At 34.3% G+C, this 17,241-nt stretch carries 9 protein-coding genes; 5 read left to right on the top strand and 4 right to left on the bottom strand.

Going from position 1 to position 17,241, the window contains the following annotated elements; all coding sequences use genetic code 11:
• Positions 1-53: 53 nt before the first annotated feature.
• On the bottom strand, positions 54-632 hold the full coding sequence (locus PXD56_RS03165) for a PhnA domain-containing protein (RefSeq protein WP_276491910.1): 579 nt from the start codon (positions 630-632) through the stop codon (positions 54-56).
• A gap of 214 nt (positions 633-846) precedes the next feature.
• Between PXD56_RS03165 and PXD56_RS03160 the strand changes: the two genes are divergently transcribed.
• From PXD56_RS03160 to PXD56_RS03150, 3 genes are all read left to right on the top strand, one after another.
• Entirely contained in the window at positions 847-1,212 is a 366-nt protein-coding gene (locus PXD56_RS03160; RefSeq protein WP_276491909.1) for a BlaI/MecI/CopY family transcriptional regulator, read from the top strand.
• A 2-nt stretch (positions 1,213-1,214) separates the two neighbouring features.
• On the top strand, positions 1,215-4,574 hold the full coding sequence (locus PXD56_RS03155) for a M56 family metallopeptidase (RefSeq protein ID WP_276491908.1): 3,360 nt from the start codon (positions 1,215-1,217) through the stop codon (positions 4,572-4,574).
• A gap of 136 nt (positions 4,575-4,710) precedes the next feature.
• Positions 4,711-5,814, top strand: a complete 1,104-nt coding sequence (locus PXD56_RS03150) for a DUF4407 domain-containing protein (protein ID WP_276491907.1) — start codon at positions 4,711-4,713, stop codon at positions 5,812-5,814.
• 58 nt (positions 5,815-5,872) lie between these two features.
• Here the strand turns inward: PXD56_RS03150 and PXD56_RS03145 are convergent, their stop codons facing one another.
• Positions 5,873-6,001, bottom strand: coding sequence for a hypothetical protein (locus PXD56_RS03145; RefSeq protein WP_276491906.1), 129 nt, complete (start codon positions 5,999-6,001; stop codon positions 5,873-5,875).
• Between the two features lie 424 nt (positions 6,002-6,425).
• Here PXD56_RS03145 and PXD56_RS03140 point away from each other — a divergent pair, with 424 nt between their 5' ends.
• Together PXD56_RS03140 and tamL are read left to right on the top strand one after the other, a co-directional pair.
• The gene (locus tag PXD56_RS03140; RefSeq protein ID WP_276491905.1) at positions 6,426-11,417 is read left to right on the top strand and encodes a translocation/assembly module TamB domain-containing protein; all 4,992 of its coding nucleotides are present in this window, start codon (positions 6,426-6,428) and stop codon (positions 11,415-11,417) included.
• Positions 11,407-13,728 (top strand): translocation and assembly module lipoprotein TamL, encoded by a 2,322-nt coding sequence (tamL, locus tag PXD56_RS03135; protein ID WP_276491904.1) that lies wholly within the window; start codon positions 11,407-11,409, stop codon positions 13,726-13,728. The genes PXD56_RS03140 and tamL overlap by 11 nt, the downstream gene beginning before the upstream one ends.
• A 3-nt stretch (positions 13,729-13,731) precedes the next feature.
• On the opposite strand, the gene PXD56_RS03130 is transcribed toward tamL, so the two are convergent.
• A complete protein-coding gene (locus PXD56_RS03130) occupies positions 13,732-14,733 on the bottom strand; it encodes a metal-dependent hydrolase (RefSeq protein WP_276491903.1) in 1,002 nt (333 codons plus the stop codon).
• A gap of 63 nt (positions 14,734-14,796) precedes the next feature.
• A complete protein-coding gene (locus PXD56_RS03125) occupies positions 14,797-17,154 on the bottom strand; it encodes a hypothetical protein (protein ID WP_276491902.1) in 2,358 nt (785 codons plus the stop codon).
• Positions 17,155-17,241: the final 87 nt, after the last annotated feature.

The following is a 17,241-nucleotide window of genomic DNA, read 5'->3' as shown; positions in this document are numbered from 1 at the left end:
AGACGTTTTGTTTTTATGTAATATATATCCTTTAAGGCTCTGTAAGCCAGCAACTAAATTTTCTTCACATATTTAGTAATGATAACCGTCATTGTTGGCCCAACTTTACCTTCAATATATTCTGCGTTCTCACGATCTAAAGAAATTCTACGTACGGCAGTCCCTTGTTTGGCAACTTGGCTAGATCCCTTAATTTTCAAATCCTTCACCAGAACAACACTATCGCCATTTTCAAGAATTACACCATTGACATCTCTATGAATAATTTTCTCGCTTTCAGCTAACCCTTCACCTGTAGCCTTTGCCCAATCTAAAACCTCTGGTTCTAAATACATCATGTCTAACAAATCTTTAGGCCAACCTTCAGATTTTAGCCTTGACAACATTCTCCAAGCAACTACCTTCACAGAATCATACTCGCACCACATGCTATCATTAAGACAACGCCAGTGGTTTGGGTCCATTTGTTCTGGATTTTCAATTTGGGTGCGACATATTTCACATGCTAAAATACTCGAATCTACTCCACTAATAGAAACCGGTTCAACTTCAAAAACTTCTAAATTATTGGTTCCCGTACATAGTTCACAAGTGGAACCGCTACGTGCTTCTAAATCTGCTAATACACTCATTATTCATTATTTTAATAATACGAATTTACATCTTTTAAGTGGGTCAATTGGACCTTTCCCCAAAGAATTGGGGTCGGGCTATACATTACAAGTACGCTTTGCTAAAAAGCAAATACTGGCTTTTCATTACTATCCCTAAGGCAAAACAACTCTACGTTTGTAGAATTAAAATTATTGTTCTATGTTTGTAGAAGACATTCTAAACTTGTAGAAAATGCAACTATCCAAATCAGAAGAAGAATTAATGAATATACTTTGGAAGCAGAAAAAGGCTTTCATGAAAGATTTACTTGAGGCTTATCCAGAGCCAAAACCCGCTACCACTACTGTTGCCACCTTATTGAAAAGAATGACCGATAAGAAGTTTATTGACTATAAAAGCTTTGGAAGAAGTAGAGAATATTTTCCGTTGGTGAAGAAGAAAGATTACTTCTCTAAGCACGTAAACGGACTCATTAAAAACTTTTTTAATGATAGCGCTAGCCAGTTTGCATCGTTTTTTACGCAAGAAACCAATTTAAGTAAGGCTGAATTGGAAGAACTAAAAAAGCTGATAGATGTTGAAATAGAAAAGAAATAATTATGGAAATTTTCCTTTTAAAATCTACGGCATGTATGGGTATTTTTCTGCTCTTCTATAAACTCTTATTAGAGAAAGAAAGCATGCACCATTTTAAAAGATTTTTTCTTTTGACAGCTCTCCTAGCCTCCTTTATAATCCCTCAAGTAATCTTTACTGAATATGTGGAAACAGTACCTACCAGAGCAGTTACTCAAGTATTAACCATAAATGAACAGCCAGAAATAATACCTATAGCTAATGTAGTTGAAGAATCACCTGTAAATTGGTCTTTGATATTTTATTCTATTTACGGATTAGGGGTTGCCGCCTTCGCATTTCGCTTTCTTTATAATATTACTAAAATATGGAACCGCATTAGGCGCAACACCCAAATTAAAAATAACTTCTTGGTAAAAATCTTGCTAAAAGAACAATTACCACCGCATACATTTCTACGCTTTATATTTCTTAACAAGCAGAAATTTGAAACAAAGAGTATACCTAATTCAGTAATGTTACATGAAGAAACCCATGCTAAAGAATGGCATAGTTTAGATGTTATTTTTATGGAATTATTACAAGTAGTTTTCTGGTTTAATCCGTTGATCTATCTATTTAAAAAAACCATTAAACTCAACCACGAATTTTTAGCAGATAGTGCGGTACTCAATAATCAAGAAGATCATTTAAACTATCAAAATACATTGCTGTCGTACTTATCAAACAACAGCTTTAACACCCATCAATCAGTTGGTATTGCAAATGCCATAAATTATTCATCAACTCGCCTGACCGTATTTGGAAAAACCTTTACCATAGGCAACCCATACGGGCAGGTCAAAAAACGATTCATCATCATGAAAAAACAAACATCAAAAAAAGGTATTTTAATTCGAAGTCTATTGTTGCTGCCGGTACTAGCTTTAATGCTTTACGGCTTTAGTCAAAAGAACGTGGTATCTAAAAACACGATCAAAGACATTAACATTGAAATTACAAAAAGTGGAGATTTGCTAATCAACAATGAACCAGTAACTTTAGAAAGCCTTTCTATAGAAGTTGATAGGGTCAATCATAATTTTGGTCCATATATTACTAGAAACTACATAACCGCTCATATTCTTTATGATGAAACTCAACATAAATTAATTGACCAGATTGAGGCAAAACTAGGAGCTATAGGAATTTCTAACATCAAACATTTTAGTAAAAGAACTACAAATAATCTTGGCAAAAACGGATTTAAACCAAGTGAGTATCATGGCAAAACTATAGATGAAGCTAAAGAAATACGTAAATCAAATGTTTACGATGATCTTAAAACAGATATCTATCATGAACCGCTTTTAGAAATAGCTTGGATAGAAGTAAAGAACGAGAATGAAATTTGGTTCAACGACGAGCATGTTCAACTATCACAACTAAATGAGAAAGTAAAGAAAGAATTTCCATTGGCGGTTAAAAACAACAAATTATCAGCACAAATTTATACTACAGAGAATATTCATTCAGATTTTACAGATGCCATAACAAAGGAATTAAGAAAGTTAAATGCAAAAAGTATCAGTGTTTTCGTGGACCAATATATTATCCACGAAGTTGATTCTTCAAATAAATTTCGAAGTGATAATACATTCAACACAAACTCAAACAGAATAATAAAACTCGCCGGTTTAGTTATAGATTCTGAAACTTTAGAACCTTTAGTACATGTAGAAATTAAAGACAATAGTGGAAACGTACTTACCACAACAGATAACAAAGGTTATTATTCGCTTGAGCTAAATAAAACTCCACAAGGTGTAATTCACTTTGATCTAACAGTCCAAAAAGAAGGTTACAATTCCTTAATACAAAAAGAACATTGGGGTAATCTTCAAGGTGATATTGCCTCTTCTTTCTTTTTCGGTCTTCAAAAAAATAAGGGAGTCGTACCTGAATTCTCTAAACTTTTTACACAAAACAACAACTTAGATTATACATCAGTTTCTAAAAATATAGCTGTAATTGAAAATGAGCAAGCATTTGTTTCAAAGTTAGAAAATGCAAAAGATGGTAATACCAATTGTATAGTAGAGGTCAACAAAATACCTTACTTAGTAGATGCTACGTCATGGATCAAACTAAATTCTAAAAACGATATTATCGCTATAAATGACAAAGAGAATATACCCGCCTCTAAATTGAATGGTTATATCAGTAGGAACAATATAAAAGCAATGTCCCCATTAGAAAGCTATGACACTGCTAAGTTTGTTATATATACGACTTCGGGCGACATCAATACCAACCTCAGAAAAAGAGTTTTGATTGCATATAATAGCCTAGCTAAAAAATACAATGCAATACCCATTGAAAAAAGAAGCATTCCTCAGAGCGATTTAAAAATATTAGAATCTATTTATAGAAGTATGAGTACTGTTCAAAGAGGAGAAAATCAACCTTTTCCTGAGTGTCTTCCTAAGGAAAATCAAGATGGAGCATCAGAAGAACAAATATTACAATATAATAGTTTAGCAAAAAAATACAACACCATGATATCAGAAGGAGGAAATATTCGCATCCTAAAATCTGATGTTGATGAACTAACATACATCTACGGATTAATGTCTGCTAAACAAAAAGAGAATGCAGCCCCATTCCCTGATTTCCCAGAGCCACCACCAGTCCCAATGGCACCAAAAGTTCCAAATATCCATAATACACCGGTAGAATCAACTCTAAATTTTGTTGGTTCGCCAAATTCACCAAAATCGTTAAACACTATTTCCTTTGCGGATAAACAATTAATGAAAATAATATCAGAACAAGACCCCTATGACATTAACAATCTTAATCTAAAAACTGTTAATGGAATTCCTGCAACTAACAATTCCACTTATATCAATAATAAGATAAAAAATATTGATTCTACAAATCAAGAAAATACGCGTGTTTATATTTATAATGCTGATACTAATAAAAAAGAAAAGTCCTTAGAACGAATTGAATACTTGCGCTCACTTGAAAAACAAAATGCTCAATTCTTTTTTGAAGGAAAAAGAATAACCGCAAAGGATGGATTTCAAATTATTGAAAGCGAAGAAAATATTAAAATTCAAACCCTTCCTTATACTAACAAACAACCGGAAGTCAAAATTTACAAGAAAAGTAAAACAGACCTAATTCCACCACCCTCACCTCCTACTCCGCCTTCGCCATTAGATTATGCTATTGGTATGGCAAAAAAAGGAGCAAAGTTCTTATATGAGGACAAAGAGATTTCTTCTGACCAAGCAATTGACTTACTAAAAAACAACAAAGAGTTAAATATAGAATCTAGAGATAAAAATGGCAAAGCAGAAGTAAGAATTACCAAAGAACCTGTAACAATCAACTAACAGCAACGTCAAACATATGTTAAAGCCCTCTTTTCGAGGGCTTTTTGCGTACCAAAAGTGAAAAAGTTACGTTCACCCAGTATACATCATCATCAACTTGCCAGCCGTATGGATGGTCAAAAAACGAATTTTCATCATGTTACAAAACTTCTTCATTCTTTGCTCTGGAGCAGACTCCGAACTTTTAAAAACTTGCTCTAAAGGTGAGCAAAATAAATATGCCGGAATTGGCGCTACCGTGTTCTTTACAGCAGTAATGGCATTTATTGCTAGTAGCTACGCACTATTCACAGTATTTGATAATGTGTACGCCGCAGTATTCTTCGGCTTTATTTGGGGTCTACTCATTTTCAATTTAGATCGATTCATCGTTGCAACCATTAAAAAGAGAAACAATTTTGGGCAAGAGTTTTTACAGGCTACTCCACGTATTATCCTTGCGGTTATTATTGCCATAGTGATTTCCAAACCATTGGAAATAAAAATTTTCGAGAAAGAGATTAACCAGGTGTTATTGGAGCAAAAGAATGAACTTACACTTGCCAACAAAGACCAACTTGCACTACAGTACACTCCAAAGGTTGAGCAATTAAACCAAGATATTACCGCTTTAAAATCAGAAATCGCAGCCAAAGAAACAGAGATCAATGCACTGTATGATATTTACATCAATGAAGCAGAAGGTACTACGGGCACAAAACTGTTGGGAAAAGGTCCTGTTTATGCCGAAAAGCGTAATAAACATGATGCAGCACTGACTGAATTACAGGCACTGAAAACAACAAATACAGAAAAAATAGTAGCACTAGAATCTCAAATTGCTGCTTTAGATACTGAATATGCCGAAGTGGTTAAAAATTCGCAACCCATAATAGACGGTTTTGATGGATTAATGGCAAGAATAACCGCCTTAGATGAATTGCCATGGTTGCCATCATTTTTCATATTCTTGTTGTTCTTAGCCATAGAGACATCACCTATAATAGCCAAATTATTAGCTCCCAAAGGAGAGTATGATATTAAGTTAGAAGAGGAAGAAAGTGTTCTCTCTACTTGGGTGGAGCAAAAATTGGCTCAACGTCAACTTATAGCTTCTACTGATGGTGAGATAAATCAGAAAATATATGAAGACTTAAAAGGCGAAGAGGAGTTATACGGATATAAAAAGAAAAAGGCAGAAGAATTACTTCGTCTACAGGCAGATAGTTTTCATAAAATACAGACAAAAGGTTTAAAATAGAAAAAGCCAATATTTCTATTGGCTTTTTGGTGATTTGGGGGAACTACCTGAACAACTATTATTTTGCCATAGCTTCTAATATCAATTCTGAGTTTATAATATTGAAATTATTTATTTCAAAAATTTCATCTGCATTTATCGATTCGAAATAACCTAAACATTTATATGAATCTCTAACTGCTTTCATAACACTCAGCTTTGATAATTTTACTCGCTAATTATTTATTACACTACAAAGGTATTGGGTAAGCACTTTCTAATTTGCCTATTTTAGATTAGTGGAATGGTACTGTAGACCAATAGGGGAAATGTATAGACGAACTGTTTTCTTAAACTACTAAAACCCATATATCAATAGCCTATAATCAATGATTATATCGTATACCGATAATCTTCGTATCAAATAAGCTAAATTTATATATCGGTAGGTTTAACTTTGCTTGTTTATGGCATCACTTAAAGAAACCAAGAAAAAGAAAAGAAGGTTTTATAACCTTATGATCATAATAGTATTACTAATTATAATTGCCACAGGTTTTATGGCGCAACTAGGATGGTAACATCAATGTTAAAAATTGAATGTTAACATTCAATCCTATAGTGTTCACCCTATGGTCAAGAGAAATCAGAAAATTAAAAAGTATTTAAAACGCTTCGGTAAAGTTATCGTAGGTGTGCTATTGCTATTTTTTATTTTGGTGCTGGTCATTAGAACTCCTTGGGCACAAAACTTAATTGTTTCTAAAATCACAAATTACGTATCTGACAAAACAAATACTAAAGTAGCCGTTGGCAATCTCTACCTTACCTTCTCAGGTGACATTCAAATTGAGAACGTTTATTTAGAAGATATAAAAGGCGATACACTATTCTATTCAAAATCGTTACAAGCAGACATACCTATATATCCTGCCATATTTAAAAACCAAATTTCTATAGACGACGTCGTTTCTAAAGGTGTTGTGGCACACATTAGTAGAGAAAACAATCCAGATAAATTTAATTTCACTTTTCTTATCGATGCCTTAACGACCCCAACAGATACCACTGCAACAGCTACAGAACCCATGAATATAGATGTGGGCAGCTTAGATGTATCTGACTGGAAACTGACCTATGCCGATGCCTATCTTGGAACGGATATTAACCTTGTTCTTAGTAAATTAGATGTAGATATCTCCGAATTTGATTTGGAAGCAATGAAATTCTCTCTGGATGATTTTGAGTTGACAGATACGCAATTTACATATATACAATCTCATGCATTCCCCATAACCGAAGACACCACAAGCACAGCGCTACCATACATTGAAGTAGAAGATTTTAATGTAAAAAATGTAAATATTACCTATGACAGCCAGCCAGATGCTTTACAGACCCAATTAAAACTAGGCACCATAGAACTTACAGAAATACTGGCAGATGTGTCAAAAAATAGATACGAGACAGATGAACTTGTTTTTTATGATTCACAAATAGAGGTAGAAATAAGTAGTGAAGAAACTGAAGTAACTACCACCGGTAAGACTGAATTTGAATGGCCAGAATTTATCATATCCGCCAACACAATTGATATTGATAAAAATAATTTTAGCTACGCTACCAACGGTACAATACAGGTTGTAAATACGTTTGACCCAAACGCCTTTAAAATTCAGAAATTTCAATTGAAAGCTAAAAATTTAGACTACCAACCTGAGAAGCTTAATCTAAACGTTTCTAAATTTTCTTTTTCAGAACCAAGTGGTATTCGATTAAATCAATTGGCTTTTAAGACAAGTTTTTCAGATACCGAAGCTTCAATTTCAGATCTTATTTTTGATATGAACCAAAGCTCAGCCAATGCCAACTTAGCTATTCAATTTAACTCCTTACAAGGGGCAATAAAAAATCCTAAAAAAAGTACTTTATCGGTAGATATATCTAACCTTAATCTAGAGTTAGAAGATGTACTAAAGTTGGTCCCCGAACTTGCTAAAAATCAATATTTAGATTCTTTGTCATCGCAACCTATTACAGGTAATCTAAAAGCTATCGGTAGTCTAAAAAAAGTGAATGATTTTAATACGGAACTACAATGGGGTAAAGATACCAAACTGACTGCTAAGGGTAGTATCAGCAATCTCACTACCATAGATTCAATTACATATGACTTGAACAATATTAGCTTTAAAAGCACCAAATTGGCAGTCAATAAAATAATATCGTCTAAAGAATTGGGTATTTCCATACCAGAAACTATACTCGCAAAAGGAAGTTTATCTGGCGGGACCACATGGGTGAATCCTGATATGAACATCAAAATACCAGAAGGAGCAGCTACTATAAATGCGCTTGTAAATTTTGATGACATCATGAAATTTAATGGTCAAATTTCTGTTGACAGTCTGCAATTAGGAAAGCTATTACAAAACGACCAACTGGGTAAATTATCACTTAAAATTAAAGGTAAAGGTGCAGGTTCTGAACTTAGTGATTTCGACAGTAATATTGATGGCACTATTACACAATTTCAATATGATGGATACGATTATAAGGACATAACAATTACAGGAAATTTAAAGGACGGAAACGGTACAGTTACCGCCAATATCGATGACCCAAATCTAAATATGAAAGTCAATTCAACTATGGCACTTTCATCTCAAGAAAACGACATTGTTTTTACTTCAAATATTATTGGGGCAGATTTACAAGAACTAGGTCTCACAAAAAACAATATTAAGATAGCAGCAAACATTAAAGGAAATTACACCGGTACACCCTCAAATTTTACAGTAAACACAACTATTGAAGATGGTATTACCATTGCCGATAATGAGCAGTATCAAGTAGCTACTATCTCCTTAAAAGCACATATTGAAGATTCTATCACCGATGTATCTGTTAAAAGTAATTTTCTAAATGGGCAATTGACTTCTAACGCATCACCAAATCGTATTACAGATGCTCTTAAAAAACAGTTAGAACAGTATTTCTCTACAGACGATACTACGATTGAAGTTGAAGATGATATTGATGCGAATTTGGCACTTGCCATAATACCTACTCCCGTTTTATCTAAGGTATTTTTCAACGGAGTAGAAGATTTAGATTCTTTAAACATAGACGCTAGCTTCAACTCAAAAAAGCGGAAAATTTCGGCAGAGGTCAAGGTGCCACACATTTCATATGCAGGTAGTTCTGTAGACAGCCTAAATGCTTTTATAAAAGGAGATTCTGTAAACCTAAAATTCTCTGCAGGTCTTGCAGATTTAATTTATGAGCCCATTCATCTAAAACAAACGTATTTAGAAGGGAGCCTTAAAAACAAAGAACTGTTACTTGACTTCAATTCTAAAAATGACTCTGTACCAGTAATGCATATAGCGTCCGGTTTGGTATTTCAAAAAGACACTTTAAAGCTTCACATTAGTCCGAAAGACCTCATATTAAACAAAAAACAATGGGATATTCCTGAGGACAACAACATAGTCATAGCCGAGTCATTTTCAAACTTTGAAAACGTAATCTTAAGTAGAAATTCTCAAAAGATGGAAATTTCTAATAAGATTCCGAAAATGGAATCGGACCATATTGGTATTCTGTTCCAGAATTTTCAATTACAAACATTCCTAAGCTTTTTCAATCCTGATGAAGCATTAGCAAAAGGTAAAGTCGAAGGGAATTTCGTGATAATTAATCCGTATGCCGCTTCTGGTTTAGTGGCAGATATTGATATTAAAGATTTTCAGGTCATGGAAAATCCGCTAGGTACATTAACCTTAGATGCGTCTTCTAAATCATTATCTGAATACGACTTTGATTTAGCATTAAAAGATGGTGGAGCAAATCTTACCTTAACCGGAGACTATGCAGCGAAAGAGAACACTGCCGATCTAAATATGGAGCTCGATATTCAAAATTTAGAAGCCAGCGTTATTCAAGGGCTGTCAAATGAGCAATTATCTGATGCTAAGGGATATTTAGATGGTAGTCTTCTAGTAAATGGCACACTTGCCGAACCAAAATATTCTGGAAGAATAAATTTCAATGATTTTAGTTTAACGTTAGCAGCGTACAAATCTACTTTTGCTATAGATAACGAACATATAGATATTGATCAAGATGAAATAACGTTCAACTCCTTTGCCATTAATGATATCAATCAAGGTACATTAACTGTAGATGGCACTATTACTACCAAGAGTTTTGCAAATCCTGATTTTGACCTTTCGGTTAAAACTGACCAATTCAGGGTGCTAGATTCTAAAAAAGGTGACGACGAACTTGTTTATGGTATTGCCAGTATTAAAGCTGATTTAACAGTAAAAGGAAATTTAGAGCTACCTGTTATAGATGGTAAATTACGCGTACGAGATGTTACCGACCTAACGTACATTGTACCTCAAAACGAGCTAGATATTCAAGAGCGAGACGGTGTAGTTATTTTTATAAATAGAGAAAGTCCCGATGCCATACTTACCCGAACCGATGGCGAAAAGTCTAATTCTTTTTTCGCAGGTATGGATATCAACACCATATTAGAAATTGGTGACGAAGCTAAATTTACTATTGTCCTTGATGAAAAAACACAAGACAAACTACAGGCATCTGGTAGTGCAACACTGAACTTAAATATTGACCCCAATCAAGATATTCGCCTTTCGGGCAGGCTAGAATTAACTTCTGGGTTCTACAGAACCAGTTTATATAATCTAGTTAGCCGTGAATTTCAGTTACAGAAAGGAAGTAGTATTATTTGGAGCGGTGACCCATATGACGCTAAAATGGATGTTACCGCTATTTATGAAATAGAAACTTCTGCCTCTTCATTAATGTCATCTATAAGTTATGGCACGGACAGCAGTGTTTCTGGCACGTACCAACAGGCAGCAGATTTTTTGGTTTACCTAAATATTGACGGACAGCTAACACAACCCGAAATATCATTTGCTTTAGACATGCCCGAGAGCGAACAAGGTAATTATGGTGGTGCCGTATATAGTAGAGTACAACAACTGAACGAACAAGAATCTGAATTGAACAAACAGGTATTCTCGCTTTTAGCTCTGAACCGTTTTTATCCAACTTCAGGTAGTGACGGTAGTATCGGCGGCGCTATATCTATTGCTAAGAACAATGTAAATAAAGTACTATCAAATGAGCTAACCTCCATCTCCAGTAAACTATTGGGTAATACCGGTTTTGAGCTTGGTTTTGATTTGGACAGTTTTGAAGATTATGAAAGTGGTACTGCAGAAAGTAGAACGCAGCTAAACATTAGCGCCAGTAAAAAACTATTCAATGACCGATTGATAGTTACAGCAGGTAGTGCCGTAGATGTAGAAGGTAGTGCCTCATCTAGTGAGACCGAAACACCATTAATTGGCAATGTAACATTAGAATATTTACTTAGCGAAGAAGGTACTTATAGGCTTAAAGGTTTTAGAAAACAAGAGTATCAAAATATTATAGACGGGCAATTGATCATTACCGGAGTTGCCTTTATTTTTAATCGAGAGTTCAACAAATTCAGTCAATTGTTCAATCCGTTAAGAAAAAAAGACTCTAACAAAGAAGGTTCAAAAAAAGATAAGAAAGAAGAGGACATTGAAAAATAGAAAATTTACATATCGTACTTTACTTTGCACAGCTTTAATATTCGCCTATTCTTGCGGTATAGAAAAATATATACCAGAAGGCGAGCAATTGTATACTGGAGCTACCCTTGAATTAAATTCTGAAAGTGAACTTGAAGACGAAAAGGAAGTGAAGTCAGAATTACTTAATCTCATTGAGCCTAGCCCAAACACTAAGTTTTTGGGTATGAAACCTGCCTTATTTTTTCATTATAAAGCACAGCGAGAAAAACCAGGGTTCTTATATAAATTTCTCAATAAATCTTTTGGTGAAGAACCTGTGTACTTTTCAGATGTAAATCCTGACCGTGTAGAAGAATTGATATTGAACAGACTTGATAATAACGGATTTTTCTATAGTCAATCTGAATCTGAAACAGAAATTGAGGATAAATTTGCATCTGTTCATTATTCCGCCAAATTACCGGCACCCTACGTACTTGAAAAGTATAAATTGGAATCTGACACCTTACCAATGTATAAGGAAATAAAAAAAATGCTACCGGAAACAGCGTTGAAAAAAGGTGATCGTTTTGATTTGGATTTATTAAAAGCCGAGAGAGCACGCCTAAATAATGGGTTAAAGCAAAAAGGCTTTTACAACAGTCAAGAAGACCTATTAATTTTTGAAGCAGATACTAATCAGTACAAGAATAGAAAGTTTGATTTATTCCTTAGACTTAAAAAAGAGGTGCCAATGCGTGCCTCTATACCCTATAAAATCGATTCCATTTCAGTATATCCAAATTATAGTATTGAAGCGGACAGTATACCTTTAACGAAAGAGAATGTTACCCAAATTGATAGTATAGATTTCATACAGGACAGGTTTTATTTTAAACCAAAATTATTAGAATCTTATCTATTGTTTAATGAAGGAGATCTTTACAATGCCAATAATTCTAAACTAACAAGCAGTAGATTATCTGCTTTAGGTAGTTATAAGTACGTAAATATACAATACACGGAACTTGACACTACTGCAACGGACGGTAATGGCGGTTCTTTAGCAGCAGATATCTACTTAGCCCCTTTAACAAAACGATCCATTAGGGCAGAAATACAAGCCGTTTCTAGATCAAACGGTTACACTGGTCCTGGCATTTTATTGAGTCATACCAACAGAAATGTTTTCAACGGTGGTGAAACGTTCAGTGTCTCGGCAGATTTTTCTTATGAATTACAGCTGTCTAACAGCAATTCTAATTTAAGTAGTATTGCAGGGGGTTTAAGTGCCGATTTGATTATACCTAGATCAATACCATTCTCTCCAAAAAGATTTAAATACGCCGTACCCAAAACTAAAATATCTGTTGGAGTTGATTTTTTACAGCGTAGCGACTTATTTACCCTAAGTTCTGTAAATAGTAGCTTTGGGTACACCTGGAAAGAAAACCAATATGTATATCATACATTAGATCCAATCAGTATCAACTATTCTAGACTTTCTAATGTAACCGATGAATTTCAAGAAATTTTAGATGATAATGAATATTTAAGTCAAAGTTTTGAACAGCGCTTTATAGCAGGTCTGTTATATAGTTTCACCTATGATGAAGTATCTAATTTAAGTAAAGAAAAACCCATATATTTTTCTACAAATTTTGATTTGGCAGGAAATGCCTTAAGCTTATTCAGTGGTGGTTCCAAAACTATTTTTGGGTCGGAATATGCGCAATATGCAAAAGTAGATGCTGATTTACGGCTTTACTTAAGGTGGAAAAATGAACGCACATTGGTATCTAGATTATACGCCGGTTGGGGTGTACCTTATGGCAATAGCACCACCTTACCTTTCGTAAAGCAATTTTATTCTGGCGGTCCGTACAGCGTACGCGCCTTTGATATTAGATCCATAGGACCTGGTAGTTTTTATCCGGATACAGAAGATGATACCACAGACTATTATGACCAATCTGGTAACTTAAAATTAGAAGCTAATGTGGAGTATCGTTTTCCGTTATTCTCCTATTTAAAAGGTGCCTTTTTTGTTGATGCGGGTAATGTTTGGCTAACGGGAGATTATTCTGACCTTTTAAATGACGAATCTATTAGTACTTCGTCTGAAGCACTTTTTACAGATGGTAAATTTGAAAAAGATTGGCTAAGTGAAGTTGCCGCAGGAGTAGGTTTTGGTGTACGATTAGATATTCAAAGTTTTGTAATCAGATTAGATCTGGCATCGCCATTAAGAATTCCCTACGAAGCTGAAAAAGACAGATGGAATGTACCTTTCTTTGGCAAGGCAGATAACAACATGACCTTAAACTTTGCTATTGGGTATCCTTTTTAATTCCTAATTTCCCCAAATACGTTGCCACAGTGCAGCCATTAAACGTTTGGCATCCCTTTTATATTTTGGTCTTTCTTCCACAATGAGATTATCACCATTAGGCACCAATTTGTAACTAAAAGCAAACTGAGTTTCGTTTTCATCTAAACTAATGAGTCCGAATCTTAAATCATTAAAATAAAGTTGTCCTTCTTTTTCTGTAATGGTATACCAGCCTTCTGTTATTTTAATAAGTCGTACTATCTTATCATTATCTGCCCATTTACCTAGCAAGTCATGATTTTTAGGGTAAGAAGTAAATGCAATCGGTTGGGTATCAAAGAAAGAATAATCTGCCATTAAATAAGCATCTTCAGTATCTACATTTGCCATCCACAACACCGTATTCAAAGGAGAAGGACGCGTATTCATTTCATTATAAACTATCCCCTGTTTATCAAGTGCATTCTCAAATTGTTGAAAGGCGCCCCCCTTTAAGATTAAGGTTAACAATAAATAGCTTGAACAAATGATTAGACCTATTCTATTATATCTTCTTCGCTTTACTGAAGTACGTTTTTGAAACATAGCCAAAATCACAAATATGATAAAAGGAACTGTGTATAACGGATCAATCACGAAAACACTTTGAAAAGCCAACCGAAGTTTTAAAGGCCAGAACAATTGTGTGCCCCAAGTAGTGAACGCATCTAACACAGGGTGTGTAAAAAGACCCCAGAACATTAACCATGACCACTCTTTCCAAGTAGCCGATTCTTTCTTATTTATCTTCCATACCAACCACCCGAATACAGGAGCAAAAAGTACAGAAAAGAAAATGGAGTGACTAAAACCTCTATGCCATTCCGTTGCGGTAACCGTATCAAGAAAATAGCGTGTGATCACATCTAAATCTGGTATGGTACCGGCGATAGCACCATAAAGCATTGCCTTGTTGCCTACTTTCTTACCTAAAACGGCTTCACCAACGGCTGCCCCAAGTACTATTTGCGTTAATGAATCCATATGCCCCCTAGCCCCCAAAGGGGGAATTAATAAGTGTTGTTATATTATTTTAATAAATTTGAATCAATCAATTTTAAGACTTTGCTCTGCTGAAATTAAATTGCCCTCTGTACTCATACCTTCAATATAAAAATTGATATTATTCTGCAGGGTGTTCAGTATTTTAAAAGTAGCAATACCGTTTTCATTGGTTTTTAATTCAGGTACCCAATGTATGGTTCCAAAATTTTCAAATTCATTTGAAAGATATGAAGTGTATTTGGGTGTATAAAATTTCTTAACAGGTTCAAACCCTTCTTTAAGTTTATAGTTAAACACATTCTCCTCTTTACTAAACTGATTATTGTAGCCTCTTGGCACTCTTCGTGTATAAATACGGATCACACCGCCAGCGCCTCTTGCCCCCTCTCCTGACCCAGTTTTATCTATCAAAAAACTTTCTACCTCACTAGTAGGCATTCTATACAAAATATCAAGTGTGCTCAATCTTGCTCCATTCAAATAAATAACTGGAACGGGCAAAGCATTTCCTGAAAGAAAAGATTGAACAGTTCTTGCTCTAATGATAAGCCGATCTGTACTACCAAAACTTAACTCTTCTCGTACGTAATAACCTCTAGATGCTATAATATCGGTTATTAATGGAAAACTAAATTCTATATCCTCAGTTACCTCTGTCATTTTTCCTTTTAAATACTTAGGAATAAACACATTACTTTCTACTGTTGCATTGAGTTTATTCTCAACTACAGTAACCTCATTCAGACTAATAGTATTATCAGTAGAAATTAAATCTGGAGCATTAATTTTGGTAGAACTGTCTTCATCTTCAGATTCTACCTTTTCTTTCCAAATAGTATCTATTTCATCTGGTATAACCCCTAACTTCATATTTAAACCAATATTTGGTTTAGCCAATTTTCCATTCTTAACAATGAGCGTAAAATCCAAGCCTTCTCCCTTTATTGGAAAGTTCTTCTCAATCAAAAATCTATTGTCTAAAATGTCTAAATACCTACTTCTACCATCTGGGAAACTAACTAAGAGCTTTTCTTCTGAGGTGACTCCTTTACTGTAGATAGTTCCTTCTAAATCTATTCCGTTTTCAAATTCATAAAACTGCCCAAGAGGTCCTTTAAAAATATCGTTCCAATCATATCTAGACCAACCTTGGGTCATCAATAACAGATCAAGGTCGTTCTCTTTTTTAGTAGTAACGTTCTTAAAATAATATTTAGGATTTTCAACAAACCCTCTTATGTAAGGTTTTAAATAGAATGCGCTATAAATTGAGTTTTGATTATTGTTCGAAATTGTTTTTTCTGGCAATACAGATACACTTAAGTTTTGCGATCCTTTGCTACTGTTAAGAAGCTTGACTTGAATTTTTAATGAATCAGCCTCTGTAGATAATTTGCTTACCTCCAATTTAGAGTCCAAAAGATCTGCATGGTTAAATATCAATCGCTCTGCAATTGGCTTACCATCAGGATTAAATAAGGTCAAGATATTCATCCCTTTATTCAACACTTCCTTATTTAAAACTTTTGATATAAATAGTTTATTCTTGGGAAAGGTAATGGGTATTCTATTAGCGTGACCATCTTTATGTATCAACAAATAAAACTGTTGTTCTTTAATGATTTCCTTTGTTGCCGCGTTTGTGGTTAAACTAATAATGAACCGATTCTCATCAACGTTTTTAACACTAAATGAGATACCTATTTTAGAAGGTTTTTGAAGTGTAGTAGTTTTTACACTACCATCGTCAAATTCTATTTTAGCCACATACTCAACACCTGCCTTTGGATTGAAATTAAATTTTCCCAAACCAAAAATGGACGTGTAAAATCTTGCAACTTGAGTATTGTCACTATCGAATACGGAACCTTCTACAATTCTTACGCCATAGCCGTTAGCATCAGTAACTTTTACACCCATAACACCCGGTGCATCTTCAACTAAGTTACCTCCTTCAGGAAGAAATTGAACATCATATTCCTTGATAGATTTAGCTTTTTCAATTGGCTTCTCATTTAAAATGGTAATCTTCTGTACAAATGAATCATCCTCTTTAAAATTCTTCATCCAATTTGTGCTTGTCCTTAGATAATAATCTCCACTGGCAAGCACTGAATCTACCGCTATATTACCTTTAAAATAACCGTCGCTAGCTTTAAAATGATAGTCGTTAAACTTCTTGCCATCGGCATTATACAAACCTACATGAACCGTTGTCGTTTGATTAAAAGGCGTACTGTTATGCCTATTATACACATATCCCTTTAACCATACTTCTTCATTGGCTATATACGTTGTTTTATTAGTATGTAGAAATACGGACTCTCGTGGTAATTCAAAATATTTTAAGAATTTATCCTTGACCAAATTGTTACCAATTTCATTTTGAGCAAGAAGCATATTTGAGAAAAGAACAAGAAATAGAAGCGAAATTTTATGCATAAAAAAGACGGAAAATGATTACAAACTGAAATCTAAGAATAAAAA

It is taken from the genome of Maribacter zhoushanensis (genome assembly GCF_029350975.1).
GTDB classification, from domain to species: domain Bacteria; phylum Bacteroidota; class Bacteroidia; order Flavobacteriales; family Flavobacteriaceae; genus Maribacter; species Maribacter zhoushanensis.
This window is presented reverse-complemented; position numbering and strand designations above follow the sequence as displayed.